This is a genomic window from Spirosoma utsteinense (assembly GCF_014282275.1).
Taxonomy (GTDB): Bacteria; Bacteroidota; Bacteroidia; order Cytophagales; family Spirosomataceae; genus Spirosoma; species Spirosoma utsteinense.
This window is the reverse complement of the sequence record NZ_VFIA01000056.1, coordinates 1-20343: the sequence shown is the minus strand read 5'-3', so window position 1 is coordinate 20343 and position 20343 is coordinate 1. Positions and strand designations below refer to the sequence as shown.

The following is a 20343-nucleotide window of genomic DNA, read 5'->3' as shown; positions in this document are numbered from 1 at the left end:
AATCAGCTTCCGGAACAAAAAAGCGGGGTCAGTTGTAGCTGACTCCGCTTTTTGCTTGATGGCATAAAACTGATCGCTCAGCTCAGACTAGCTCCTAGGCTACTTCTTTCTCTTCAACGAGCCGGTCGTGACCAACTTCCTGCTGAGCCTGCTGGCTTTCCTTAACAGGGCGCAGACGAACGATATGTAGTTTGTGAAGGATACCAATTACCGGGAAGGTAGGATCGAACTCAAACCACTTGGCACCGAAGTTAGCCGAGTTAGGCCGCTTGTGGTGGTTATTCTGAAACAGTTCGCCCATCATGACCACATCCAGAACCAGCGAGTTTTTCGATTTGTCGTGGTTGTCAAAGTTCGAGTAGCCGTATTTGTGACCGCTCCAGTTGATGATGGCTCCGTGAACGGGTCCCATTACGAAGTGGACAGGAAGCAGCAGGAAAAACGCCCAGTGCATATCCAGATAAATGAAAGCGAAGATGTAAAAAAGACTATAAAGAACGCCCCAGCCAGCCCGCGATATCCACGAGTCACCTACTTTCTCAATGAAGCTCCACTCCGGATAGTTCTTGTCGAACTGCCGCTCCACCGGCTGCGTGCGGTGCAGAACAGCGTTGTAAATATCTTTCGTCTTCCACATCATCGTAAATATGTTCTTGGTGTGGTGGGGCGAGTGTGGATCACGGGGCGTATCGCTGAAGGCGTGGTGCATCCGATGCAACACAGCGTAGGCGCGCGGACTCAAATAGGACGAACCCTGAGACACGTATGTCAGCGCATAGAAAAAGCGCTCCCAGAATTTGCTCATCGAGAACATTTTATGGGCTGAGTAACGGTGCAGGAAGAACGTTTGGCAGAACAGGGACAAATACCAGTGCCCAATGAACGCGGCCAGTACAATCACAATATTGGTTGTCTAGGGTTGAAAACGGTTTACTAAGAATACTCCTACAAAACTAACGAAATTCAGAGCGTTTTGGCTTGCGCTCACCGAATAATACCTGAATTAATTTGTAGTTGTGGCGTATTGGAGCAGATTAGCGCCCATCCGCAACGCCTGCTGGCGAACAGGTTCGGCGTCATTGTAAACGCTCTGGTCTTCCCAGCCGTTGCCCAGGTCACATTCATAACTATAGAAACACACCAGACGTCCCTGGTAAATCAGCCCGAACCCCTGCGGAGATTTGCCGTCATGTTCGTGCACCTTAGGTAGACCACTCGCAAATTTAAACCGTTGCTGATAGACCGGGTGATTGAAGGGCAACTCCACGAACGATAATTCGGGGAAGACTTTTTTCATCTCCCGCCGGATAAACTTATCCATGCCGTAGTTATCGTCGACATGCAGAAAACCGCCCGACATCAGGTACCGGCGCATGTTCTGCACGTCGGCATCGCTGAACGTCACGTTACCGTGGCCCGTCATGTGTACAAAGGGGTAACCGAAAATATCGGGGCTGCCCGGCTCTACAATGTCCTCCTCCGGAAATATGTTCATCCGCAGGTTAGCGTTGGCAAACTTGATCAGATTGGGCATGGAGGTTTTGTTGGCATACCAGTCGCCCCCACCATTGTATTTGAGCTTGGCGATTTTGTAGGCATACTGTCCGCTTGCGCCGATGAATGAGGCATGCAGCAGCAGGAGTACAATCAGAACTTTTTTCATGCATGTATGAAGTTTAGTAATTGACAGGCCGTTAGAGCAGCTGTTTCGGTACGCAGTCGATTGGGCCCCAGTGTTACCAGTTGAAAACCCGCTGCTAACGCCTGCTCAATTTCCATACCGGAAAAATCACCCTCGGGGCCGATCAACACGACATACTGCCCGGCAGGCTTCGCTACCCTGGCCAGATTAGCCGGCATTTCTCCGTCGGGCAGATGGGCAATAAACCGCTGCGGCCCATCGACTGTTTTCAGCAATTCGTTGAACGAAACGGCGTCATCGATCTGCGGCAGGTACGCTTGCAGTGACTGCTTCATGGCGGCCACGGCAATCTTCTCCAGCCGCTCCCGCTTGAACACCCGCCGTTCGGAATGATACCCGAAAAAGAAGCTGATGCGCTCGATACCGACCTCAACCGCCTTTTCGACGAACCACTCGATCCGATCATTGTTTTTCGTTGGGGCCACGCAGATCCGGATCGAAAACGGGCGCGGGGGCGTCGTTTGCGTATCCGTAATCCGATAAGCACACCGCCGGGGATCGGCCTGCGTAATAACGGCCAAATGGCGGTTTCCGTGTCCGTCGGTAACGGCAATCGCATCGCCTGTGCCCAGCCGCAGTGTTTTGACGGCATGGCGCGAATCGTCTTCGGTTAACCAGGATTCGTCCGACTTAAGCCCGCCGGGCGGGTTAGGCTGATAAAATAAGTGCATAGGTTCGGCAAAGATAAGGCAACCTGATGGGCTACCGGCTCATTCGGACCTGACTTCGGCTCGTCAATATAACAATGAGCAGGCCTTTGAGTGAGTCGAGTAGCAGGTTATCGGGTTTACCGAAAGCCAGATAAATACCAATACCGATGCCCATCCACCAGAAGCCAAGCAAATAACACAGGAGTGCATAGTCAGGATTTCGCTGCCAGAGCTGATACAAAGCCAGACCGCAGGTGAGCGACACGAACAGCAGCGTCCAGGCTACAATATAGCCCAGAAAAGCGGTATCGGGTGTCGGGGTTACGCCAAACTGCCGGAGTGTGAATGCGCGGGCGAAGAAGGCCCCACCAGCCAGCGCCAGTTCAATAATCAACGAAAGAGCAAGCAGGGCAAGTAAGAGGGTGCGGGTCATTGGCCATGGCTAAAAAGGTAGGGCTGCAAGTACGCGGAATTTTATGACAAAGGCAGTCACCAGCCTGAGCCGGACAACACTACCTGCTCATCCGGCAGGCCAGGCACACAGGTCGAAGAGACCACGCTCATCAGCGGGGCTTTTCCGTATTGAAGATGGTATCCAGCAGATAGCTTGCCCGAATGCCAAGTGAAATCCCCTTCGTTTCTGTGGTGAACGTATTGGCGCTTAGCTGGGTAACGATATAGGTTCGTTCGGCATACAGCCCGCCCATAAATCCGCCCTTACGGTTAAAATAATAGCCTGCCACACCGTAACGCCAGCGATTCTGGGGCGTAGCACTTGTTGAAAAGCGCAGGTAGGGATTTAAGGCCAGTGTGCCCCGGTCTCCGGTCGGGATCAGGCCGATGAAGTCAGCTTTGACCCGAAACTGTCCATACTGAGTGGGGGTTCCCGCATAAGCCTGTATCTCCTGCTCGGAGGTCAGTTGCTGACCACCGGCCCCATTGATAACACGCTGGTAGGTGTACGTTACCGGACTCACGTTTTGTAACGTATTGACGCGTCCGTACCCCACGTTAAGCCCCATAATTATATAGCCGCGAGTATAGAAATTCCCGCCTAGTTCGACGTAGGGGCTGGTAAACAGCGAATCCCGGAAACTTCCGGCAATATCGGCCGCGTTGATGCCGGGAAAATAAGAGAACCCTGTAGCCGCTACACCTGCCCGACCGTAGACCAGAAACCGGCGCACCGGATTCAGTTTCTGAAACGTAAAATAGCGCTGACTGTCTGCTTTGGCTACGGCCTCCAGTGCCAGCAGCGACGGCTGGGTATTAAACGTGCCTATCCTGTCGTCTATCAGATCCAGTAAGGGGTCCAATAACGGTTTTACGGCCAGCGGAGCCGCATCCTGAACCTGCTTATAGGCTTTCCGAACAAATGTTATGCCTGCATTGATACGATTTGTGTACAGGGCTTCCAGCGTGGCATGGGTGGTAGGTGCCACGTTAGGTAGCTTTTTGATTTCCCGGACTAGCTCGGCCTTCAGATGCTTGTCGAACCAGGCTTTCTGGCCTTCCCTGAAAGTCGCTACCGCCTTGGATGAACTTAAGAGCACATCCTTCAGATCGTTGGTTTTTTTCCGGTTTACATCCCAGTTCCGAAATACGAATCCCGAAATCCGGGCCGATGGAACGAAGGAGCCATGCTGCAGCAACTGGGCCAGCCGGTTACTGTTTCCGCCCGACAAACTGGCTCCCCAGTTCAGGGAACCAGGCTTGCGAATCTTTCCCGTATAATCTACCTGTAAAGTCGTCTTCTGAACGTCGAAGCCGATACTGGTTCCGCCAATCAACGAACTGTTGCCATCAGGGGCATTGTCCTGCATAAACTGCCCGAATCCCGGCACCCAAAAGCCCACTATACCTACCAACGTCCCGATGACCGCTTGACGATTGAAATGGCTCATGTCAGTTTTTCAATAAATTTTTGATGATCGTAGCCGTCTCCTTTTTAGTAACGTGCTTTTTGGGAGACTCCTCGTTGGCCATGACAGCCTGGCTGACTGTTTTTACCGGGGCTATTTTGGGTACAGGCGGGTTGACTGCGACGGCCAGCGGGGCAGTCGGCGCGTCAAGCCGGGCCTGTTCCTGCGCAAGCATCGCGTCGAGAAAACCACTGCAATCCTGATCCTGATCACCCAGCCGGACGCTACCGCTCAGCAAAGCCCGGCCGTTGCTGACCGTTGCCTGCAAGGGATCATCGGCTACACCAACACACGGAATACCTTCGATACAGAGGTACAGCCGAAAACTTCTGGTAGCGTTTCCTTCGAGTAGAACATCGGCGCTTACCTTGATCAGCTCGGTCGTAAGCGGCCCGACATCAAGGCCCGATTTATTGAGGAACACGTTGGGATTATCCGAAACACGGAAGTCATTGGCATTCGACGCGACATCGTTGATCAGTAGTAAGTCTACTTCCGTTCTCAGTCCTAACCCGGCCGGGGCCGGATCACAGACAAGTAAGTAACTCGCTTTAGCTCCCATGAAGTAATCTTAGTTTCACCAAAGATCGTATCAGCGTTATCCTGATCCAAGCGTGAAACTACTGGATTACAAGCCGAATAGTACGTAAAACCGTGGTTAATAAAAGAGGCCGGTTTCGTCCTGAAACCGGCCTCTCGTACATCTCGGCAAGACCCTGCGGCTCAGAAATCAGGTATCAGATTCGTCTTGAACAGTTTGATGGCAATGGCGAGCAGGATAATACCAAAAATCTTGCGTAGTACCGCCAATCCCCCCGGTCCCAGACGCCCTTCTATCCATTCTGACGACTTCAGTACGACATAGATCAATACCAGGTTAATAACGATACCGACGATGATATTGACGGTCTGGTATTCGGCCCGTAAGGAGATGATCGTCGTCAAGGTACCCGCCCCGGCAATGAGCGGGAAAGCGATCGGGACAATGTGGGAGGCCCCGCCAACGGTCTCGTCGGCCTTGAAAATGGTACGCCCCAGAATCATCTCCAGACCAATCAGGAAAATGATCAGGGCACCCGCAACGGCAAACGACGCTACATCAACACCGAATAGTTTCAAAATCCGTTCGCCAACGAACAGAAATGAAACCATAAGCACTCCCGACACGATGGTGGCCCGTTCAGACTCGATTTTGCCTACTTTTTTGCGCAGATCGATAATAACCGGCAGCGATCCGATCACGTCGATTACGGAAAACAGGATGAGCGTGACAGAAACGATTTCTTTGAAACTGAATGACATAGTGCAAACCTACCGGAAATCCCGCAAAAACTGACGCAGTTGATCGATTTCGGGGTCGGTGATGGCCGGAAAATTGGCGATTCGGAAGGTCGTGTTTTTCCAGTCGCCATAGCCGTTGCCCAGTAAAATCCCGGCCTGCTGAGCGGCCGTTTTGATAGCCTTGATCTGAGCTTCACTCCCTTCTATAGCAATCACCGTATCGGATCGGACAGATACCTCATCGACAAGCAACTTAAAGCCGGCTCCCGCTGGCGTACCAGCCCAGTCGTTTATACAGGCATACCAGTCGGCGGCCCGTTTTCGGGTCAGGGTGTCGACCTCGGCAATGGGCGGCACCTGATCGAGTACACGCATGAGCAGGTAGATACCTAAGCCGTTGGGCGTGTAAGGCGTCTGGAATTTGGCAAAGTTTTCGTGAATAAAAAGCAGGCTGTTATAATGCTCGTTTTCGCCGATAGCTTCGGCCTGGCGAAGCGCGTTGGGCGAGTAGATCAAAACTGCCAGCCCGGCAGGAAGGCCAAAGCATTTCTGTACCGACGCAAACCAGACATCGGCCAGCGTCCAGTCGTATGCAATACCCGCCATCGACGACACAGCATCGACGGCAATGATACCTGAAAATTCACGTCGGAACTGCGTCAGCGAGGCTGGGCTTACCTGCGTACCGTTTGAGGTTTCATTCTGCACCAGACATAGCACATCGGCTTCACTGAGGTTTACCGGTGGTTTGATCCGGTAAGCGTACTCCGCCCATTTCTTACCAAAGGCCCCCGCATACGGGTGAAGACTTGTCTCAGCCGTCAGCGACTGCGCCACGATCTCCCAGCACTCGGTGGCTGAGGAAACGAACGCAATGTGGTAGTCGGCGGGAATGGCCAGCTTCTCGTGCAGCAGCCGGATCGCTTCTTTAACCACATCCATAAATCCCGGACTCCGGTGATTAAGGCTCACAATACCCGAACGGACAGCCTCAGCCGCATAGTCTGCCACCTGCGGATAGACTTTTGAGGGGCCAGGATAGAAAGTGATCATACGTTATTTAATGATGAATGATGAATGATAAACGAGTGACCCTCCGGAATCATTCATCGCTCATCACTCATCATTAAATAACGTATTGCCAGTTCGTAGCCCGTCAGGCCTAGTCCTACGATGACGCCTTTGCATTTGGCTGACAGATAGCTGTGATGGCGGAACGATTCGCGGGCGTGTACATTGGAGATATGAACCTCTACGGCCGGTGCCGACACCGCCGACAAGGCATCGGCAAGGGCAATGGATGTGTGCGTAAAGGCCCCCGCATTGATAACGATACCGTCGACATCGAAACCCAGTTCGTGAATCTTATCGAGTAATTCGCCTTCGTGATTCGACTGAAAATAGCGTAGTTGCACCTCGGGGAACAGCGGCTCGATGGTTTTCAGGTAATCGACAAACGAACGACTCCCATAAATGGCCGGTTCCCGCTTTCCCAACAGGTTCAGATTGGGGCCGTTGATAATCAGGATTTGTTTCATCATAGAAAACCGCCCGCTCCCGGTCGGTCGTATAAACGTACTTACTTTCCTGGCCGTTTCGAATGAGCGGCTTCCTGTATGTGGCAAAGTTATATAAACACCTTCAAGAACTACCTTAAGCTGGAACGGTCGCTGGCAGAAAACTCCGTAGAGGCTTACCTGCACGACGCCGAAAAACTACATCAATATATTCTGCTCACCAATCCAGCGCTCTCACCCATGCAGGTGTCGGCCCGGGAACTGATGAATTTCCTGATGTATCTGGGCGAATTGGGTCTCTCGGCCCACAGCCAGGCCCGGATACTCTCGGGCTTAAAGTCTTTCTTTAAGTATTTACTGCTCGAAAACCTGATCCAGCATGACCCCACGCAGTTAATTGAAGCCCCCCGGCTCGGCCGCAAACTACCCGATACGCTCAGCTTCCCGGAAATCGAAGCGATGCTTGGTACTATCGACCTCTCCACCCCCGGTGGCACCCGCGACCGGGCCCTGATCGAAGTGCTGTACAGCTCAGGACTCCGCGTAACCGAGTTGCTGGGACTGCGGCTTACCAACTGCTACTTCGACGCGGGTTTTATCCGGGTGCTGGGCAAGGGCGACAAAGTCCGGCTCGTACCGATCGGTCAGGATGCCATGCACTATACCCGGCTTTATATCGACCATGTCCGCTCCACACTTTTGGTGCATAAAGGGGATGAAGACACGCTGTTCCTGAACTTGCGCGGCAGTCAGCTCTCGCGGATTACGGTTTTCAAAACCATTAAAAAGCTGGCAGACGAGGTAGGCATCCGGAAAACGATAAGCCCACACACGTTCCGCCATTCGTTTGCTACCCACCTCATCGAAGGCGGGGCCGATCTGCGCGCCGTGCAGCAGATGCTGGGCCACGAGTCCATTACCACAACCGAAATATATACCCATCTCGACCGCGATTATCTACAGCAGACCCTGCGCGAATTTCACCCCCGAAGCCGCCGGGGTTGAACCAGAGTCTTACTATAGCCACTCCTACGAAACCGAATCGGGTTCCCGTGGTTAATAGGATCGTATTTGTGCCAGGCCGGGAGCATAATGCTTCAGGTCAGGCCAGACGCTCAACTGCCTATGTTTATAACAACTCAGCCGGGAGTCGCCATTGCGCTCTGTCTGGTCACCATGGTTTTCTGGGGCTCCTGGGCCAATGCGCAGAAGATCGTGACGAAAACGGCACCGCTCCACGTTTTTTATCGCGATTATGTCTACGGTATTCTCCTGGCTGCCCTGGCCATCGCTTTTACGCTGGGAAGTTTCGGAGAAAAAGGCCGTTCGGTCTTCGCCGATATCCAGCAGGCCGACATGCGTAGTATCCTGCTTGCGCTGGCAGGCGGCATCGTCTTCAATACCGGCAATATATTGCTGACGGTTGGCATCAGTATGGCGGGCATTTCCATCGCCATGCCCGTCGGTACAGGCTTATCCCTCGCAATCGGCCTCGTCGCCAACTACCTGGCAGAGCCGGAAGGCAGCATTCCATTGCTGGCTACTGGCGGTGGTATGGTCCTGCTGGCCATGCTGTTTAGTTCGCTGGCTTACCGGACCAAACAGGAGCAGGAAGACAGTGAAGCGTCCTCGGACAACAATCGGGGTATCTGGATTGCGCTGGCGGGCGGAGCAGTAGCGGGTTTTTTCTTTCTGATCACGTCAACATCGCTGGTTACTGATCTGACTAACCCTGAAGCGGGTCTGCTTACGCCCTATACCGGCCTGGTCCTGTTCGCGCTGGGCGTAAACCTTAGCAATCCGCTACTCGAACGCCTTGTCCGCCGATTCATTTTAACCGACAGCGACAAGCAGCTGACCTACCGGCGTACCCCTCTTCGCGAGCATCTGGTAGGCATAGCGGGCGGTCTGATCTGGGGAATTGGCCTCATATGCCTCCTGCTGGGTGCCAATCAGGCCGGTGATGCCGTCTCCTATGGTCTTAGCCAGGGAGCCACTGTCGTTTCGGTCCTGTGGGGTTTGTTCATATGGCGCGAGTTTGAGGGCGCACCGGGCCGGGCCAACCGCTATCTCTGGCTCATGGGCATTGCCTATTGCCTGGGTCTTGTTCTGATCGTACTGGCCAGAGCCTAGCCTGTTCATGGTATCGCTGATCGAGTGTCGATCGTGATGGGTATACACAAAAGTCCCCGCCACCGAAACGGCAGCGGGGAGCGCTCAACCTAACTAACCCAAAACTACATGAAAAGTCTTATGCGTTGACAGTCGTTTTCTCGCCGGAGAATTGCTGATGCGCCTGTTTGAACAACAGATTGAAAGAGGTCATGCTACCGTAAATTCTGGTGATGTATTGTTGCAGGTTTACCTTCTCTTCGTCGTCAAGCAGGCTGGCATTGATGCGCTGCTCAAGAACCCGCAGGCGGTCGCGCATCAGTACGATCTTATGAAAGAAGGCGTCGATCGGTATTTCTTTTTGCGACAGGTCAGCGCGGCCGGGTTTCAGAATCAACGTACCGCCTTTCCATTTATCGCCTAACGGGACCAGCTCGGTTTGATCGGCCCAGCGTTGCAGTATGCGTGTCATCGTCTGCTCCACATCGAAGAGGCTCACCAGATCACCATCGGGCTCAATGGCTTCTACGATCGCCAGGGGGGTATCGAAGCGAATCACTTTTACGCCCTCTTCCAGAAACGTGATCGTATAGCCGGTACTCTTCAGATTGATGACGACCCCATTGCCAAATTCAGCATGGCAGATACGGGAGCCGATACCCAACAGGGTTGTCATAAAAACAGCATTGTTTAAGAATTTACTGAAACCAGTACAAACGCTGTGCCAAATCTATCTTTTCCCCCTTTAGTATATTATTTGTTTTCAGTATCTTCCCCGCTTACTTCTCCCCTATGATCGCCGAAGCTGCTCCCCTTACCGAACAAAAGCACTTGTTTTCACTGCCAGTAGGCATTCATTATATCAACTGCGCTACCCGCTCTCCGTTTAGCCGGGCGGTTGAACAAGCCGGCCACGACGCGCTTACCCATCATGCCAATCCGTTTGGGTTACACCCCGACGATTTTTTCAGCGGATCAGTCCGGGTTCGGGCCTTGTTTTCGCAGCTTATCCATAATCCTGATCCGGAACGAATTGCCATCATCCCATCGGTTTCCTACGGCATGGGCGTTGTGGCCCGTAACCTGCCGCGCAAACCCGGTATTCGGCCAGGGCAACATATCGTGCTGGCTGACGCCGAATTTCCCAGCGATGTATACGCCTGGGAACGTGTTTGTGCTGAACTGAGCCTGACCATTACCGTTGTGGCTATGCCAACCGATTTCCCCAAAGGCCCTGCCTGGAACGAGCGGTTGCTGGACGCAATCGGTCCGGATACAGCCCTGGTCGTCGTACCGGCCGTCCACTGGATGTACGGGCTTCGGTTCGATCTGGAAGCGATTGGGCAGCGGGCGCGGGAGGTTGGCGCGTGGCTGGCGATCGATGGAACACAATCGATCGGCGCGCTGCCGTTCGACCTCGACGCGGTCCAGCCCGATGCGGTTGTATGTGCGGGATATAAATGGCTGATGGGCCCCTACTCATTGGGTTTAGCCTATTTCGGACCCGCTTTCGATGACGGCATTCCGCTCGAAGAAGGGTGGATGAATCGGCTCGATAGCAATCAGTTTCACCGACTGATGGACTACCAGCCCGCCTACCGCCCGAAAGCCTATCGATACAATGTTGGTGAGCAAACGCATTTTATCCAGATGCCCATGCTCGAAACGGCCCTGACGCAGCTCCTCGCGTGGCAACCCGAACGCATTCAGGCTTATACAAAACAGTTGATGGACCCCGCCTGGCCTATCCTGGAATCGCTTGGCTGCCGGATCGAACCGGCCAATGGGCGCGTTGGCCGTAGTCATCACCTTGTTGGGTTATGGCTGCCCGACCATGCCAACCCCATGGCCATTTCCCAAGCGCTACAGGCGCAAAACGTAGCTATATCTGCCCGGGCAACCGTACTGCGCATTGCCCCGCACCTGTACAACACCCCCGCCGACGTCGACGCGCTGGTCGGCGTCCTGACGGAGGTGTTGATGTAGGGGAGGAAAGGAGGAGAGGGAGAAAGGAGGAAAGGAGGAAAGGAGGAGAGGAGGAGAGGGAGGAGGGAGGAAAGAAAAACGCTTGCAGGAAAGTACTCGCTGAGCGGTATCAGCGGGGTTCAGTCGCTAGTTTTTCTTTCCTCCCTCCTCCCTTTCCTCCCTCTCCTCCTTCCTCCCTTTCCTCCTTCCTCCCTTCCCCCCTATTGTTCATAAAATTCCAATGGCAGATCGTCGGGGTCGGCAAAGAACGTGAACCGGCGACCCGTGTGTTCGTCTACCCGAATGGGTTCCGTGACGACGCCCTGCTCATTGAGGTGCGCGACGGCTGCGTTCAGGTCTGCTACGCCGAAGGCCAGATGGCGCAGTCCCAGCGCTTCGGGACGCGACGGGCGCGGGGGCGGATCGGGAAACGAAAAAAGCTCGATCACGTACTGACCGTTCAGGGCGAGATCGAGCTTGTACGACCGGCGTTCGGCCCGATATACCTCTCCTAGTATTGTCAGTCCCAGCGTTTCCGTATAAAAGCGTTTCGATACGTCGTAGTCGGAGCAGATGATGGCTACGTGATGGATGGCCGTAAGTTGATGCATTTTACTAGGGGATCAGCAGCGAATCGGCCGCGAGTGAATCGGTGAGAGTACCATCTTTCCCGGCCGGGAAAGCCCGTTCTACCTCCCGGCGTTTGTTCCAGGGGGCGGTGGTGCGGCTGGCCATGTCGATCGCCAGCAGGGCGACGACGGAGGTAAACACGATAAAAACGATGATGAAAATACGACGGTTACGATTCATAAAATCTGTTGACAACTTAGCCCTGGAGCCTACCCCATACTGAACAGGGAACAAGGGATATTCATTCTCATTTCGTTACTCTTCCTGGCCGGTAAGCTGTTTGGGTGTCACCTGAAACGCGATACTACCGGTCCGGCCCGACACCCCGGCCCAGGTCATATCACCAAACGTTACGGCTATAACAGCTCCTTTACTCATGGAGCCAATAGACTGATGGGTCAGAAATTCGGCAAAATACGACACATCAGGGTTGTGCCCTACGATCATGACCGACTGCACCGTATCGGGTAGTTCATTTACGACAGCCAGGTAGGCTTTCGGTCCGCCGTCGAACAGGCTGCCATCCAGCCGGATTTGCGCCGGGTCGATGCCAAGCTGCTCGGTCAGCATACGAGCCGTGTCGGCTGCCCGTGGGGCCGTGCTGCTAACCACAACATCGGGTCTGATCGATTTGCTGCGAAGATAGCGGCCCATGCGGGCTGCGGCCATCGTCCCTTCAGGCGTTAACCGGCGATCATGGTCGGCCATGAACATAGCCCTGTCCTCAGCTTTGGCATGACGGACAATGTATAGCGTAATAGGCATAAGTTTGGGTATGGCTACCCTGAAAGTTGTATTTATTTGTTAAAGGTCCCATCAACAATAAAATTCATTTTGATGTTGATGGATGTAAAAGCCGTTACTTTTGCTGGTTGCAAAAATACCGCGGCAATCCTAACGTAGCTAACACCATGCGTTTTCAGGGCGAAATTTCTACTTTGTCGTTTGGCCTTCAGTTCAGCAAAGAACAGGTCGCGCTGAGCGGTACCCTTTGGCCCCGTCGTCCGCCCTCACGCGAGCCGCGGCCGGAGCCCCTCCGGTTGCATTTTACCTCCCTTTTTACCGAGGCCGAACTGTTGACTATACAGCAATGGCTGACGGCTGGTGACGCCTGGGAACCCCTTCCTCTGGCTGGCAGCGTTCGGGAAATTCGCCGGATCGTCGGTCCGGACACGCGTACCATGTATCTTGAACTTGAGTTTCGGTTCGATCAGGTACCCGACTGGTGGGATTGGCCCATCAGTTTTCCGCTCTGCGCCCGGCTCGAAATCGGGGCGAATGAATTTATGTACCTGACCAAATCGTTGAGCCGCGAACAGTGGTCATCAGACCTGACCTGGTAAGTCAGACTCCGGGTCTTCTAGCGAACAGGGAAGGCCAGTAGCTGCGCTGTCAGGCCACTTACAGCCTCACTGATGCTGTTCCGGCTGCAATCGATCGGTATAACATAGGGCGTATCCGGTGATTCCTGATACCAGGGCGGAGTGGCTTCGAAGCGCAATAAGATCCGAAACCAGTAGCGCTCCCGATTGGCCGATACCCGGCTCAATTCGATAGCCAGACAGGGCTCGGCAAACATCAATCCGTCCGGCACTTCGCGGTCGGCCAGCATATCGCTGAACCAATAGATCAGCTTTTGAATGTCCCAGGTATAGAGTATCGGGGCGATGGTATCCCAACGGCGCCCCCGATCGATCAGGCGCAGGCAGGTAACCAGTACATTACCATCGTCGGGCGTTTGTCCTGCCGCCGGATTTTCGTAACTGAGTACTTCTAACTGTACTGAAGCATGCGTTGAGTAAAACATCCAGGCGCTTGTTTGGGGAAGATTTCTACGCCGACAGAGCCAGACAGACGGGTGGCAGGGACAGGCAGAGGCCAAACATACTGAAAAGGATTTACCAGGACAACTCTCGCTTTTTCAAGCCATTACCCCTGTCGAACCTTGGGGTTCAGCCCCTTCCACAAAACACCGCTTCTGTCTGCCTGTGACTAAATGTTTATCATATGTTATTAAGGGGCATGCTGTTTAAGCAGACCTGAACACAAATCCCTGCAAACGATTCACGCGACAATGCCTATTTTTGTACCGGCACATAGCATCCGGTTGCCGTTTCAGCATGAGTTATCAATCCATTCAGCATGTATTAAAGACCGCACAACCCGGTCCTGAAGTGACCATCAAGGGATGGGTCCGCACGAAACGTGAAAGCAAAAACGCTGTATTCATTGCCATCAATGACGGATCAACGATCAATACGATTCAGGCGGTTGCCGAGACGGGCCAGTTACCCGAAGAGACACTTAAACTTATTACCACCGGGGCTTGCCTGGCTATTACGGGTCAGCTGGTAGAATCGCAGGGAGCCGGACAGGCCATTGAGGTAAAAATCGGTAGCGTCCACATCTACGGTCCTGCCGATCCCGATAAGTACCCGCTGCAACCCAAGCGGCACTCCCTTGAATTCCTGCGCGAGATTGCCCACCTGCGCCCGCGAACCAATACATTCAGCGCGATTCTGCGGGTACGCCATACGCTGGCCTTTGCCGTGCATAAATATTTCAATGATAACGGCTTTTTCTACCTCAATACGCCCATCATTACGGCATCTGACGCCGAGGGAGCAGGGGAAATGTTCCGCGTTACAACCCTCGACGCCACCCGGCCACCCCTCACCGAAGACGGTAAAGTCGATTATTCTCAAGATTTCTTCGGCCGCGAGACGAACCTGACCGTATCGGGGCAGCTGGAAGGTGAGTTGGGGGCGATGGCGCTGGGCAAGATCTATACCTTTGGGCCTACCTTCCGGGCCGAGAATTCCAACACGACCCGTCACCTCGCCGAGTTCTGGATGATTGAACCCGAAATGGCGTTCTTCGAGCTGGAAGACAACATGAACCTGGCCGAAGATTTCGTGAAAACCGTGATCCGGTACGCGCTCCAGCACTGCGCCGACGATCTGGCGTTTCTGGACAACCGGTTGAAGGAAGAGGAAAAGCTGAAAAAGAAAGAAGAACAGAGCGATATGAGTCTGCTCGAAAAACTTCAGTTCGTCATCAGCAATGAATTTCAGCGCCTGACCTATACAGAAGCCGTTGAGATACTGGTCAACTCCAAGCCCGCCAAAAAAGGTCAGTTTCAGTATGAAGTGAGCTGGGGCGTGGACTTGCAGTCGGAACACGAGCGCTACCTGGTTGAGAAGCACTTTAAGAAGCCGGTGATCCTGACCAACTACCCCCGTGATATCAAAGCGTTCTACATGAAGCAGGATGAAGAGTCGGACGCATCACCGGGCCGGACGGTTCGGGCCATGGACGTCCTGTTTCCCGGTATCGGCGAAATCATTGGCGGTTCGCAGCGCGAGGACGACTACGAAAAACTTACCACCCGGATGAAGGAAGTGGGTATCGAGACTGATGCGTTGTGGTGGTACCTCGACACCCGCCGGTTTGGATCGGCCCCCCACGCTGGTTTTGGCCTTGGCTTCGAGCGGCTGGTGCTCTTCGTAACGGGGATGGGCAACATCCGCGACGTTATTCCTTTCCCAAGAGCCCCTAAAACGGCAGAATTTTAATGGTAGTGCTGCGTTATCATCGCTGATAACGCAGCACTCATCACCTATAACTCATTACTAAAAGCGTGCTCGCTCTCCCCATTTTTCTCGCCATGGCTTCTGGCTTCGTTATCGTTGGGGTGTATACCGAACGGAAGCTATCGGCGTTCATGCAGGATCGGCTTGGACCGATGGAAACGGGGAAGTGGGGGTTGCTCCAGCTGTTTGCCGATCTGCTCAAACTCCTGCAGAAAGAGGATATCGTACCAACGGCGGCCGACCGACGGTTGTTCTTACTGGCCCCGGCTATCATTTTTGCGTCGGTCTTTGCCGGTTTTGCTGTTCTTCCGCTCACCCCCGATTTACAGGGCTCCGGCGCGGCTGTGGGCGTTTTTTACCTCATGGCGATCGTTTCGTTCGATGTGGTCGGCATCCTGATGGCGGGCTGGGGATCGAACAATAAGTACGCGCTGTTTGGCGCTATGCGGTCGGTAGCGCAGATTATCTCGTACGAAATTCCGCTTGGTCTCACCATCCTGTGCGTCGTTATGATTGGGCAGACGCTCAACTTACAGGAAATCAGTTTCCAGCAGGGAATCTATACCACCGATACCAACTACCTGCTCGGTCTGAAAGGGCTGGGCCTCGACGTAACCCACTGGGGTGGCATCTTTAGCTGGAACATCCTCCGGAATCCTTTTCTGCTGATAGCGTACGTAATCTTTTTCATCTGTACTCTCGCCGAAAGCAACCGCGCCCCCTTCGACCTGCCCGAAGGCGAATCGGAGATCGTGGGCGGCTTCCACACCGAATACTCGGGGATGCGATTTGCCCTCCTCTACCTGTCTGAATACGCCATGATGCTGCTCGTTTCATTTCTGGGCGTCGTGCTGTTCCTTGGTAGCTGGAATACGCCCCTCCCTAACCTGGGTCCGCTGCGGCTGGCCGACTGGACAAGTGGGGCACCGGGTACCCTCTGGGGTCATCTGACGGGTGGGTTCTGGCTGCTATTGAAAGTATATTTCATGGTGTTGCTGCAAATGTGGGTTCGCTGGACGTTCCCCCGCATTCGGGTCGATCAGATGATGCATCTGTGCTGGAAAGTACTGACGCCCGTTGGGTTGATTCTCCTCCTTATTTCAGGCATCTGGCGACTACTGATGGTGTGAACTGCCGCGTCTCCGATTGTTCGGCCAGTCAGTATGAATACCCTGCTTTAACTGGACAGCAATCCACACATTCAAAGCATCTGCTTCGTCTAAAGGAAGTTCATTTCACTCAATGCACAGACCCAGCCCTAAGTGGCCTAGCTCATTCGTAAAAGTGGCCGTTTGTTTATGTTCTGGATCGTACGTTCATTAGTCAGGAGGCCAGCAAAGTAGGTGGTTTGGTATATCGTTTGTCTCCAACTAGAACGAGTTGAGTAATAGCATAATGCATTAGATTGGTTTGTAATGACGTCGTCGCTATCTTTGAATCGTACAAATTTGTATAATCAAATTAGGCTACACCTCATATAAAAAAATACAATTAAGGAAGTTTAGCCCAGTACCAAATTTGTACCCTGACATTACTTATCATCAAATTGTACAATTCCCAGTCGAGTTGCATACGGATTGTTATGTTAATGAACTATTCCTAGATCAAGCATCCCGTATGAGCCCTACGCAAAGGCCGGATTGTTGTTTGGAAAGGGGAAAGAAAAGGCAAGTATTACGTTAATGGAATATCTGTAGATTGAACCCGAAAACTACGAGTAAAGGACCGCTAAAAACGGCTTCGGGGTTAACATAACGTTTGATTATATAACAATAACAACTTAGTATTATGATTACTTATCGCTTCTCTATACCTCTGTAAACCAGATATTTACATCATGAAACTAAAACAAAGCCTAACCGTAGTATATCTACTACTGAACATTTATGTGTTCTATGTGGGTACGTTGCAGGGACTTCTCAATTATCAAGCTTGGACCTTGATTGGGGCTACTGAATTTCCACAGCTTCACCAAGACGTCAGTCAGCGAACGCTCAGTTTGTTTCTTCCCTTTTTCCTACTGAGCCTGCCGTTGAACTTTGTAATGATCTGGCTCCGACATCCAGCCATCAGCAGAGGCCTTGTTATTTTAGTTGCTTTACTCAACCTAGCTATCTTTATCGTAACCATTACGCTAGTAATTCCCATTCAGGACCAATTGGATCAGCATAAATCAGTAGCCTTGATCGAGCAGTTAGTCTGGTATCATTTCTATCTAAGAACGCTTCCTGGTTTAGTTGTTCTGGTAGCCATTGCAGCAATGCTTTATCAGATAATAGGCAAAGTAACCGCTCCATCTGTTTGAGTCAGGTTAACATATTGCCACTTATACGACACTTGTGATGGTCCGACCCTTTCAGATTTACGTTGCTATTCTGACCATATTGACCCTTCCTATTATTTATTTTTATAGTGTTCGGCTTTCTATATTTTCCCCAGTACCGAACTGGTGGCTGATCTATTATACTATCTTCTGTTCAGGCCCTGCTTTACTTATCTATGCTTTATGGCTCCGATCATCAACCAATGAAAAAATTCTTTCATTGGTTACTTTTTCAATAGGTGCTATATGGATTATATCTGAGATAGTCATTTTTGCCAAGGATATTTTCTTTAATAAAGTTAGTTTTTAGTCTATCAGTCGATAAATAGTTTCTAAAAAAAATCGACTAACACAAAGACACTTATTTAACAACTAGTAATGGTCAATATTAAGCATTTCCTTATTGATCTTCAGCAGGGAGCTTACTTGGATGCTGCTATAGAGATACCACCTAAATTAGCGGAAGAAACTGGTTACAAGCGATTCTTGGCCGCACTGTACTTGTACTACATGGCTATACTCATTCTATCAGGAGGGGTGCTAGCGAAGCTATCAGGACCCTTGCATCTCGATTTTTTAAAAGCTTCGTTACTCACAGGAGTTATACCTTATTTTTTCTACCGACAATTTTTAGGGCCATTAATCATAAAAAGATTTGATTTTGTATTAGCTGATGCCGAAAAAGCTAAGTGCGTAAAGCTTTACCGCTACGTTTTTGCTGGTGCATTTGGCGTTTTTTCCGTTGCTATCATTATTGTAATTTGTATATCTACTAGATCTTTCTAAGGTTAAACAAGACAAGCATAATCTTTGAAAAATCTCATAACATAAAGACACTTATACAACATAGTGAGAGGGCGATTTAGCTCTTGTCCCGATTTATGTGTCGATAAGGAATTTCTTTTCTGTACCAAAAGATGATACTTAAAGCAACTCCGCCAATCAGGGCAGTGATAGCAATACCAGCTATGTCAAAGCCTGTAATTTTAGGGGAATTGAGCGAAGACCAGCTAAGGTAGGCAAAGCCTAAAGCTATAAGAGTACCGTACTTGAGCATATAGCGTAGAATGCCTTTCTGACGAACTTTCGCCCATTGTTCAATTTCGTGTGGTTCCATACTGTACGTCGTTATTTGATACGGTAAATTACACAAATCTAATATTGCTCTTGGCAGCCAACCTGTCGTCTATCTAGAAAGAGTCGAATAACATAACCTTAGTTATACAACATTTCTAAGAAAAGTGATATATACATTTGGTTAAAGACAATGTTAAAAATTGTATTTATTAAGGGTAGGCTATTCGCACAATTCGTACCTCATGTAAGCAAATCCTTTAAAGCTGTTAATCGTTAAAGCACTTGGTTTATCGTTTGAAAAAGAGCACTCTTCTACTATTGAATTGATAAAGGGAAAGTCCGCTAATATTTCACCACCAATTATTGAAAGGTCTTCTCTGTCTTCCTCTGTAACAGATTGATCTACAACAGACTTAATATAAATACTTTCCTCGTCAAACCCTACTAAAATTGCTCGCATGTGCGGTTTTATGGCTCCCAATAAAGCTCTTTGTACCGATAACATTATATTTTGGTAGGTAAGCATAATCTCGATGTAATGGTACTATTTTTATGATTGTTGTATAACTACAATTATGTTATTCGATTAATTTAAGCTGTACCCTCTTTTTAACTGCAAGAAATGGAACGCCTAATCTGATTCATTTGTAACATAAATTTGAAATTATTAATGTCTTGTCATTAAGTCAAATAAAAATCCGGAAAGAATTGCTAAGATTACAAAAGTTAGCATACCTAATATGTATGCAAAGAAGGCTTTTATATAATTGAGAACTTTATCCTTTCCAAAAAAATGACCTATTGCCCAAGAGCAATAGCCAAGTCCTACCATTCCACCAATAGCCATCAACTTCGCTTTTGTCAGGCCTTGAAGTAAAGCAAATGATGAATAAATTAACATGCTAATCCCCATTACAAAGCAGAGTACGATCAATATTTCAAATAGGTTATAGTTATATTTTCTAAAAAATAATTTCAGCCAAAGTGTGATGAATATGCCCATAATGATATTTGCATAGCCATAATGACCTTGTATCCATTTGAAAATTTTAGATGGTGTTCTTAATTCTCCTCCTTCAAACTTCACATATTGGTCTTCAATATGGAAAAAGCTGATTGAAAGCGAGTAGATTAAAGAAGTTATGATAATAAAAATAATAGGTCTGACAAGTCGGCTTCTATTTTCAGAAAGATAATTCCTAATATTTTGTCCCGGGTTAAATATAAGTTCTTTAACTGTAAACAAAATTCCACGTTCAAAATGTAGAATGTGTTCAATTTCATGAACAATATAATGTCCGTCAATTCTTTTAAGACTTGCTGGTTGTCCGCAGTTTGGACAAAAGTTTGAATTTAATTCAGCGTTACAGTTTTTACAGATCATCTAATTCGGCAAATAATTTAATTCTAATAGTAAGTCTGTAGTGATAGATACCTTAAATTGGGGTTACTCTTTTATACAGGGCTTTCTCATAAAAGGGTAAAGAGCCGATAAGTAGACATCTTTGAGGTGTTCTAAATCTCGCCAAGATGACCCTTACCGACTCTTTCCAGCCCCAAGATAAGGCCTT

25 protein-coding genes are annotated in these 20343 nt (G+C 50.5%); 8 read left to right on the top strand and 17 right to left on the bottom strand.

Going from position 1 to position 20343, the window contains the following annotated elements; genetic code table 11:
- Positions 1 to 94: 94 nt before the first annotated feature.
- The 9 genes from FH603_RS25290 to aroQ form a co-directional block, all read right to left on the bottom strand.
- Positions 95 to 901 (bottom strand): acyl-CoA desaturase, encoded by an 807-nt coding sequence (locus FH603_RS25290; RefSeq protein ID WP_317171330.1) that lies wholly within the window; start codon positions 899 to 901, stop codon positions 95 to 97.
- A gap of 102 nt (positions 902 to 1003) precedes the next feature.
- Positions 1004 to 1663, bottom strand: coding sequence for a DUF4159 domain-containing protein (locus FH603_RS25285; RefSeq protein ID WP_186741529.1), 660 nt, complete (start codon positions 1661 to 1663; stop codon positions 1004 to 1006).
- On the bottom strand, positions 1660 to 2373 hold the full coding sequence (locus FH603_RS25280; RefSeq protein WP_186741527.1) for an RsmE family RNA methyltransferase: 714 nt from the start codon (positions 2371 to 2373) through the stop codon (positions 1660 to 1662). Before FH603_RS25280 ends, FH603_RS25285 begins: the two co-directional genes overlap by 4 nt.
- A 31-nt stretch (positions 2374 to 2404) precedes the next feature.
- On the bottom strand, positions 2405 to 2785 hold the full coding sequence (locus FH603_RS25275; protein WP_186741525.1) for a hypothetical protein: 381 nt from the start codon (positions 2783 to 2785) through the stop codon (positions 2405 to 2407).
- Positions 2786 to 2915: 130 nt separating this feature from the next.
- On the bottom strand, positions 2916 to 4256 hold the full coding sequence (locus FH603_RS25270) for a hypothetical protein (RefSeq protein WP_186741523.1): 1341 nt from the start codon (positions 4254 to 4256) through the stop codon (positions 2916 to 2918).
- A gap of 1 nt (position 4257) precedes the next feature.
- On the bottom strand, positions 4258 to 4836 hold the full coding sequence (locus tag FH603_RS25265; RefSeq protein WP_186741521.1) for a hypothetical protein: 579 nt from the start codon (positions 4834 to 4836) through the stop codon (positions 4258 to 4260).
- Between the two features lie 161 nt (positions 4837 to 4997).
- Positions 4998 to 5576, bottom strand: coding sequence for a MarC family protein (locus FH603_RS25260; protein WP_186741519.1), 579 nt, complete (start codon positions 5574 to 5576; stop codon positions 4998 to 5000).
- A gap of 9 nt (positions 5577 to 5585) precedes the next feature.
- The gene (locus FH603_RS25255) at positions 5586 to 6608 is read right to left on the bottom strand and encodes an aminotransferase class V-fold PLP-dependent enzyme (RefSeq protein ID WP_186741517.1); all 1023 of its coding nucleotides are present in this window, start codon (positions 6606 to 6608) and stop codon (positions 5586 to 5588) included.
- A 53-nt stretch (positions 6609 to 6661) separates the two neighbouring features.
- Positions 6662 to 7093 carry a type II 3-dehydroquinate dehydratase gene (aroQ, locus tag FH603_RS25250; protein ID WP_186741545.1) on the bottom strand — a complete coding sequence of 144 codons (432 nt, stop codon included), beginning with the start codon at positions 7091 to 7093 and terminating at the stop codon, positions 6662 to 6664.
- Between the two features lie 78 nt (positions 7094 to 7171).
- Between aroQ and xerD the strand changes: the two genes are divergently transcribed.
- Together xerD and FH603_RS25240 are read left to right on the top strand one after the other, a co-directional pair.
- Positions 7172 to 8077, top strand: a complete 906-nt coding sequence (gene xerD, locus FH603_RS25245) for a site-specific tyrosine recombinase XerD (protein ID WP_186741515.1) — start codon at positions 7172 to 7174, stop codon at positions 8075 to 8077.
- 120 nt (positions 8078 to 8197) lie between these two features.
- A complete protein-coding gene (locus FH603_RS25240) occupies positions 8198 to 9205 on the top strand; it encodes a GRP family sugar transporter (protein WP_186741513.1) in 1008 nt (335 codons plus the stop codon).
- A gap of 118 nt (positions 9206 to 9323) precedes the next feature.
- Here FH603_RS25240 and FH603_RS25235 read toward each other — a convergent pair whose 3' ends face one another.
- Positions 9324 to 9860, bottom strand: a complete 537-nt coding sequence (locus tag FH603_RS25235) for a hypothetical protein (protein ID WP_186741511.1) — start codon at positions 9858 to 9860, stop codon at positions 9324 to 9326.
- Between the two features lie 116 nt (positions 9861 to 9976).
- On the opposite strand from FH603_RS25235, the gene FH603_RS25230 reads away from it, so the two are divergent.
- The gene (locus tag FH603_RS25230) at positions 9977 to 11170 is read left to right on the top strand and encodes an aminotransferase class V-fold PLP-dependent enzyme (protein WP_186741509.1); all 1194 of its coding nucleotides are present in this window, start codon (positions 9977 to 9979) and stop codon (positions 11168 to 11170) included.
- A 200-nt stretch (positions 11171 to 11370) separates the two neighbouring features.
- Here the strand turns inward: FH603_RS25230 and gloA2 are convergent, their stop codons facing one another.
- From gloA2 to FH603_RS25215, 3 genes are all read right to left on the bottom strand, one after another.
- Positions 11371 to 11760 (bottom strand): SMU1112c/YaeR family gloxylase I-like metalloprotein, encoded by a 390-nt coding sequence (gene gloA2, locus FH603_RS25225; RefSeq protein ID WP_186741507.1) that lies wholly within the window; start codon positions 11758 to 11760, stop codon positions 11371 to 11373.
- 4 nt (positions 11761 to 11764) lie between these two features.
- A complete protein-coding gene (locus FH603_RS25220) occupies positions 11765 to 11959 on the bottom strand; it encodes a hypothetical protein (protein WP_186741505.1) in 195 nt (64 codons plus the stop codon).
- Between the two features lie 75 nt (positions 11960 to 12034).
- Positions 12035 to 12544: a SixA phosphatase family protein gene (locus FH603_RS25215; protein WP_186741502.1), complete on the bottom strand. Its 510-nt coding sequence runs from the start codon at positions 12542 to 12544 to the stop codon at positions 12035 to 12037.
- A 107-nt stretch (positions 12545 to 12651) separates the two neighbouring features.
- Between FH603_RS25215 and FH603_RS25210 the strand changes: the two genes are divergently transcribed.
- Entirely contained in the window at positions 12652 to 13122 is a 471-nt protein-coding gene (locus FH603_RS25210; protein ID WP_186741500.1) for a hypothetical protein, read from the top strand.
- Positions 13123 to 13139: 17 nt separating this feature from the next.
- On the opposite strand, the gene FH603_RS25205 is transcribed toward FH603_RS25210, so the two are convergent.
- Positions 13140 to 13586: a WapI family immunity protein gene (locus FH603_RS25205; RefSeq protein WP_186741498.1), complete on the bottom strand. Its 447-nt coding sequence runs from the start codon at positions 13584 to 13586 to the stop codon at positions 13140 to 13142.
- A gap of 313 nt (positions 13587 to 13899) precedes the next feature.
- On the opposite strand from FH603_RS25205, the gene asnS reads away from it, so the two are divergent.
- The 4 genes from asnS to FH603_RS25185 all read left to right on the top strand — a co-directional run bounded on the left by asnS (position 13900) and on the right by FH603_RS25185 (position 18481).
- A complete protein-coding gene (asnS, locus tag FH603_RS25200) occupies positions 13900 to 15354 on the top strand; it encodes an asparagine--tRNA ligase (RefSeq protein ID WP_186741496.1) in 1455 nt (484 codons plus the stop codon).
- Between the two features lie 65 nt (positions 15355 to 15419).
- Positions 15420 to 16502: a complex I subunit 1/NuoH family protein gene (locus FH603_RS25195; RefSeq protein ID WP_186741493.1), complete on the top strand. Its 1083-nt coding sequence runs from the start codon at positions 15420 to 15422 to the stop codon at positions 16500 to 16502.
- 707 nt (positions 16503 to 17209) lie between these two features.
- Positions 17210 to 17677, top strand: a complete 468-nt coding sequence (locus FH603_RS25190) for a hypothetical protein (RefSeq protein WP_186741491.1) — start codon at positions 17210 to 17212, stop codon at positions 17675 to 17677.
- Positions 17678 to 18073: 396 nt separating this feature from the next.
- Positions 18074 to 18481, top strand: coding sequence for a hypothetical protein (locus tag FH603_RS25185; protein WP_186741489.1), 408 nt, complete (start codon positions 18074 to 18076; stop codon positions 18479 to 18481).
- Positions 18482 to 18557: 76 nt separating this feature from the next.
- Here the strand turns inward: FH603_RS25185 and FH603_RS25180 are convergent, their stop codons facing one another.
- The 3 genes from FH603_RS25180 to FH603_RS25170 form a co-directional block, all read right to left on the bottom strand.
- Entirely contained in the window at positions 18558 to 18812 is a 255-nt protein-coding gene (locus tag FH603_RS25180; RefSeq protein ID WP_186741487.1) for a hypothetical protein, read from the bottom strand.
- A 180-nt stretch (positions 18813 to 18992) separates the two neighbouring features.
- The gene (locus FH603_RS25175; RefSeq protein WP_186741485.1) at positions 18993 to 19298 is read right to left on the bottom strand and encodes a MafI2 family immunity protein; all 306 of its coding nucleotides are present in this window, start codon (positions 19296 to 19298) and stop codon (positions 18993 to 18995) included.
- Positions 19299 to 19439: 141 nt separating this feature from the next.
- Complete coding sequence (locus FH603_RS25170) at positions 19440 to 20156, bottom strand: zinc ribbon domain-containing protein (protein ID WP_186741483.1); 717 nt, start codon at positions 20154 to 20156, stop codon at positions 19440 to 19442.
- Positions 20157 to 20343: the final 187 nt, after the last annotated feature.